Here is a 4,988-nt window from a genome sequence, read left to right as displayed (position 1 = left end):
CCCCGAGGCATACTACCAACTCAGGATAAATAAAGGATAAATATATTTTTTAGGATTTCATTTACTTTTAAATAATGAATTCAATATAGTACACTTAAAGTTTCAATCAAAAGACACCAGCTTCGAGACCTGCTGCCATTAAGGTGCCAAGCTCTTCAGCTCTAACAAGGAAATTTTCCTCCCATTCACCTTTACACCAAACAGGATCACAAATCGGCTTCCACCGTAAACCTTGAGTTGCAATAGAATTAATGGCGCGGATTGTGCCTGTTCCATCTAATCCGGCACGTACCAACAAGCCATAAGGCATCGCTTGCTTTTCTTCCAGCACACCATAATAGCTGCGATCAAAAAAATCCTTCATCGCGCCAGACATATATCCCAGATTTTCGGTCGTGCTTAAAATCACCCCATCTGCCGCTAAGACATCTTCCACACCAGCCTCAAATGGCGTCAAAACAGTCACATCCACCCCATCAATATCCGGGTTGGAGGCCCCACGTTCAATCGCCTCACATAACGCTTGTGTATTCGGGGAAAGGTTTATGGGCAATAATTAGAAGCTTCTTTGTCATAACCCTAAGCTATCGCGAGAAATTCATCCTCGCAAGCAGAAGAAAAAGGCCCTGCAGACAGGGCCTTTTAATTGGTTACGCTTCTTCTACTTCTAAAACGCCGCGACGGATCTGATCACGTTCCATAGAATCAAATAAGGCTTTAAAGTTACCCTCCCCAAAACCTTCATCTTTTTTGCGTTCGATAAATTCAAAAAAGACTGGACCCATCAAACATTCAGAGAAAATCTGTAGCAGCAAACGAGGATCATTATTATCCGTTGAACCATCCATCAAAATACCACGAGATTTTAGCTCATCAACAGGTTCACCATGCCCGGGTAAGCGTTCTTCCAACATCTCATAATAAGCTTCAGGAGGCGGGGTCATAAACGGCATCCCCTTTGCTTTCAACTTATCCCAAGCTTCAGGCAAGTTATCACAAGACAGCGCAATATGTTGAATACCTTCTCCATTAAATGCCATCAGGAATTCTTCGATCTGACCGGTTCCGCTAGATGCTTCCTCATTTAGTGGAATACGGATTTTACCATCCGGTGCCGTCATCGCACGAGATGTCAGGCCCGTATATTCCCCTTTAATGTCAAAGTAGCGTAATTCACGGAAACCAAAGATATTCTCATAAAACCCACCCCAATATGCCATACGGCCTTTATATACATTATGGGTTAAATGATCCAACGTGTGGAAACCGCAGCCCACCGGATTACGATCAACACCGTCCAGATATTTAAAATCAATATCATAGATAGAAACCCCATCTTCATAACGATCAATCAAATAAATTGGCGCACCGCCGATTCCCTTAACGGCTGGCAAACGTAACTCCATCGGACCCGTAGGGATTTCAATCGGCTGCGCGCCCTGCGTCAGCGCATAATCATAGGCTTTGTGGGAATCTTTTACGCGGAACCCGAGGCCACAACATGAGGGGCCATGTTCTTCTGCAAAATAAGCGGCAAGGCTGTTTGGTTCTTTATTCAAGATAAAGTTGATATTGCCCTGACGGTACAAATCCACATTTTTAGAACGATGCACGGCAACTTTGGTAAAGCCCATCATTTCAAAGATAGGTTCAAGCGTATTTGGTTCAGGGGCCGCAAATTCAGCAAATTCAAAACCATCAAGACCCATCGGGTTATCAAATAAATCAGTCATTATAAATCTCCATAAATTTTGTTAAGTCAAAAGGAAAACGAGACCTAACAAGGTGGAGAACAGGACACTCCACGCACACTATTGGACAGAAAATGACCGATGGCTAAAAACACAAATTTGCTCTTTTCCTAAATCCTGATGGGATGAAACTTTAATGCATATATTTAGTTTCATTTTTAACTGTTACAATTGTAACTAATTTAATTTGATTTGAACAGCCTTATTTTCCAAGATTATGCTAGATATGCCACAAGGATGGCTTCTCATAAAAGTATTTAATGAAAATTAAGAAATAACTGCGGCGGCCTCATTTAACACCACACGCACTACATTCATGGCAGTTAACGCGGATGATTTCGGATTGTTCGGTAAAGGCTTTCCATCAATCCGAAACATGAATTTACCAAAAGCACCTTCTACTTCAATTTCATGGGTGTTTGATGTGGCATTTGGATCGGCAATCAAGACCACTTCTGTGCGATCCATCCCAACACCGGCCAGTGCAATCGTGGCCGCAACATTCGCGTTTTTTGGATACCGTAAAGCAGCCTCACGCGCTGTACCGCGGAAATGTTCGGCAGGTTCCGACATTTGATCCAAGTCCAAGACATCTTCAGCCACAGTTCCCTTCCAGCCACGCGAAGGTTTACACCCCTTATACGTCACGCTGTCTAAGCCACCAACAGCGGCTGCAGACAAAGCATCCATTGCCCCAACTGCACCTGATAAAAGACGCAAAGATGTTTTGCCTTCTTTCGCCGCATTTTCCATTTCCAAGGCTATTGCAGGATCTGCCATTGCCCCATTGGACACCGTATAGAATTTAAAACCGCGACGCAAAATTGTGGCTCCATGCTCTTTCAAGGCTTCGTGCCCAGCGCAATCAACAATCAAATCAAGATCATTGTTCAATGCATCTGCACCAAGGATCACATCTACATCATGTCCAATCATTTGTTTGGCTTCGTCTTCCCGGCCCGGTTGACATATGACTTGTACAATTTTCACCTCTGATGAAGTCGCTAGCTTTTCAGCCACATAAGTTGCAATTGTACCATTTCCAATCAAGGCGAGCTTCAACATATGTCATCCTTTTCAAATATCGAATCAATGATGCTTACTATGCTTATAATATCCAAAAATGCACGATCAAAATTAATAGACAATTTCCTCTCCCTATGATTGGATTAACGCAAGAAGAAAAACGTAAGATTGAAGAAGCTTTCGAAGCTTGCGATCTGAAACTTTAAAGTTTTGACGAATAGGGATCAAAGATATGGAAATGAATGGGGAATATCTGCTGAAAGCATCACGCGAAGATGTTTGGGCAGCCCTAAATGATGCAGAAGTCTTGAAAACCTGCATTCCGGGATGTGAAGAACTGAACAAAGAATCCGATACAAAATTCAATGCGATCGCAGTTCAAAAAATCGGACCTGTAAAAGCAAAATTTAAAGGTGAAGTTGAGTTAGAAAACCTGAACCCACCTGAAAGTTATCGTATTGTTGGTGCAGGTAATGGCGGCATTGCCGGCTTTGCCAAAGGAAGCGCATCTGTGGTTCTGGAAGAAGCTGAAGAAGGTACTTTGTTGAAATATGAAGTCGATGCTTCTATCGGTGGAAAGTTAGCCCAATTAGGGCAACGTTTGGTAAAATCCACTTCTGCTAAATTAGCAGATAAATTCTTTGATGCTTTTGCCGCACAATTCTCAGATGATGAAGAAGGTGAAGAGGTCGCTTAAATCTTCATCTGCGTTTTTAGAAAATAAAGGGCCCGTATTTTTCGGGCCCTTTTCAATTACGCATTTAAGGCTGCAACCTTCATCTGATCCGGAATGGGCAATCCCATTAACTTCAAAACCGTTGGAGCAATAGCACATTGATCCACAACATCCTGATCATTTTGAATTGGTGATGAACTAACATGATAAAGCGGCACATGTTGTACAACTTCCAAGGTACCGCCATGCCAACCTTTCTCATCCATGCCATGATCTGCAGTTACTAAAACCTCATACCCCTTTTCTAGCCAAGCTGGCATATAAGTGGACAGGATTTGATCTGCGCGGGATGCCTGTTTGTGATATTGGTCAGATGAACCGCCATAGACATGCCCCTTATAATCACAACCCATCGGATGGATCAGCATAAAGTCAGGATGATGACGACGGATCAAAAGTTCCGCGTCCGCGAAAAGTTCGAAATCGGGATAGTCGTCCTTTTGATAAAACCGACCATGTTGAATGTTACGGCTTTCGTCATCCTGTTCGCGATCTTCAACCGGATCATAAGGTACATGATTATATAATTCAGACATCCAGCTATAGGCCGCAGCTGCCGTGGTACGGTCATGAGCACGACAAATAGAAAATAAATGTTCACAATGGCTCAAACGCACAATGTCATTTGTTAACACCCCATGTTCAATCGGGGGTAAGCCAGTATGAATTGTTTCATAAAGAGGGCGAGAATTACTTGGTAAAGATGTCTTTACCTTCCATTTTGACGCTTTACCCGCCTGTACCATACCTTCCAAATAGCCTAGTTCCTGTGTGGCAGCGCCATACCCTAAACCATCTAATACGACCAAGATCACTTTCGAATTTGCCATTTTGATTTCCATTCATCAAAGAGGATTTCTTTTCCTATCCTCATACATGTTTTCACCTAAAAATGAATTCAAAAAATGTTCGGAAACGCAATTAATTTTCACAATATTATTATGACTTATAAGGGCTATAAGCTGCATAATTACAAAGCAGCTAATGAATAAGAAATACCTAACAAAAAAGCCGAGGATTATCCTCGGCTTTTTCCAAATCAAAACGATGAAACTTTACGCTATCGCCCCTTCATGTTCCTCATCCAAACGACGTTGAAGGCGTGCAATATCCCCTTCCAAGTCTGCAAGAATAACGCTTAAACGATGGGAGACACCTTTTGCCGCATCCAGTTTTTGTTGTAAAGTTGCGGTACCAAGCAATTGTTCCTCAGTCGGGGTATCATCCCCTTTACCTGTCATTAGCCAGTAAATCGTCACGCCTAGAACACCTGCTAGCATACTTAATTTATTGGCACGAGGTTCAGATAGATCATTCTCCCAATTTCCAAGAGTTGCTGATTTAATGGAAAGACGCCGGGCAAGCTGTACGCGACTATATCCTTTCGCCGTACGTGCTATTTCAATTCTATGGCCCAATGTATCAGAAGACATATCTAACTACCTTTTTTCTAACGTATACAAATTCTAACTACT

The 4,988-nt window shown here is 42.4% G+C and carries 6 protein-coding genes; 1 reads left to right on the top strand and 5 read right to left on the bottom strand.

Translation table 11 applies throughout. The annotated features are described in order from the left end of the window. Nucleotides 1-106: 106 nt before the first annotated feature. From E1160_RS00735 to E1160_RS00725, 3 genes are all read right to left on the bottom strand, one after another. Nucleotides 107-553: a flavodoxin family protein gene (locus E1160_RS00735; protein WP_218048627.1), complete on the bottom strand. Its 447-nt coding sequence runs from the start codon at nt 551-553 to the stop codon at nt 107-109. Between the two features lie 97 nt (nt 554-650). Then, nucleotides 651-1,733, bottom strand: a complete 1,083-nt coding sequence (gene hppD, locus E1160_RS00730) for a 4-hydroxyphenylpyruvate dioxygenase (protein ID WP_155153080.1) — start codon at nt 1,731-1,733, stop codon at nt 651-653. A gap of 285 nt (nt 1,734-2,018) precedes the next feature. Further along, complete coding sequence (locus E1160_RS00725) at nt 2,019-2,816, bottom strand: aspartate dehydrogenase (RefSeq protein ID WP_218048626.1); 798 nt, start codon at nt 2,814-2,816, stop codon at nt 2,019-2,021. A gap of 193 nt (nt 2,817-3,009) precedes the next feature. Here E1160_RS00725 and E1160_RS00720 point away from each other — a divergent pair, with 193 nt between their 5' ends. Then, on the top strand, nt 3,010-3,474 hold the full coding sequence (locus E1160_RS00720; protein WP_155153079.1) for a CoxG family protein: 465 nt from the start codon (nt 3,010-3,012) through the stop codon (nt 3,472-3,474). 56 nt (nt 3,475-3,530) lie between these two features. On the opposite strand, the gene E1160_RS00715 is transcribed toward E1160_RS00720, so the two are convergent. Continuing rightward, nucleotides 3,531-4,343 carry an alkaline phosphatase family protein gene (locus E1160_RS00715; RefSeq protein ID WP_155153078.1) on the bottom strand — a complete coding sequence of 271 codons (813 nt, stop codon included), beginning with the start codon at nt 4,341-4,343 and terminating at the stop codon, nt 3,531-3,533. A gap of 225 nt (nt 4,344-4,568) precedes the next feature. Further along, on the bottom strand, nt 4,569-4,946 hold the full coding sequence (locus E1160_RS00710; protein ID WP_155153077.1) for a helix-turn-helix domain-containing protein: 378 nt from the start codon (nt 4,944-4,946) through the stop codon (nt 4,569-4,571). Nucleotides 4,947-4,988 lie beyond the last annotated feature (42 nt).

It is taken from the genome of Curvivirga aplysinae (genome assembly GCF_009711445.1).
GTDB classification, from domain to species: domain Bacteria; phylum Pseudomonadota; class Alphaproteobacteria; order UBA8366; family Aestuariispiraceae; genus Curvivirga; species Curvivirga aplysinae.
The sequence above is the reverse complement of the archived record's forward strand: the minus strand, read 5'-3'. Positions and strand labels throughout refer to the sequence as shown.

Bases quoted from the DNA above. Each gene is read 5' to 3' on its own strand.
- E1160_RS00710 (WP_155153077.1), bottom strand. From the start codon at position 4,946: ATGTCTTCTGATACATTGGGCCATAGAATTGAAATAGCACGTACGGCG.
- E1160_RS00715 (WP_155153078.1), bottom strand. From the start codon at position 4,343: ATGGCAAATTCGAAAGTGATCTTGGTCGTATTAGATGGTTTAGGGTAT.
- hppD (WP_155153080.1), bottom strand. From the start codon at position 1,733: ATGACTGATTTATTTGATAACCCGATGGGTCTTGATGGTTTTGAATTT.
- E1160_RS00725 (WP_218048626.1), bottom strand. From the start codon at position 2,816: ATGTTGAAGCTCGCCTTGATTGGAAATGGTACAATTGCAACTTATGTG.
- E1160_RS00720 (WP_155153079.1), top strand. From the start codon at position 3,010: ATGGAAATGAATGGGGAATATCTGCTGAAAGCATCACGCGAAGATGTT.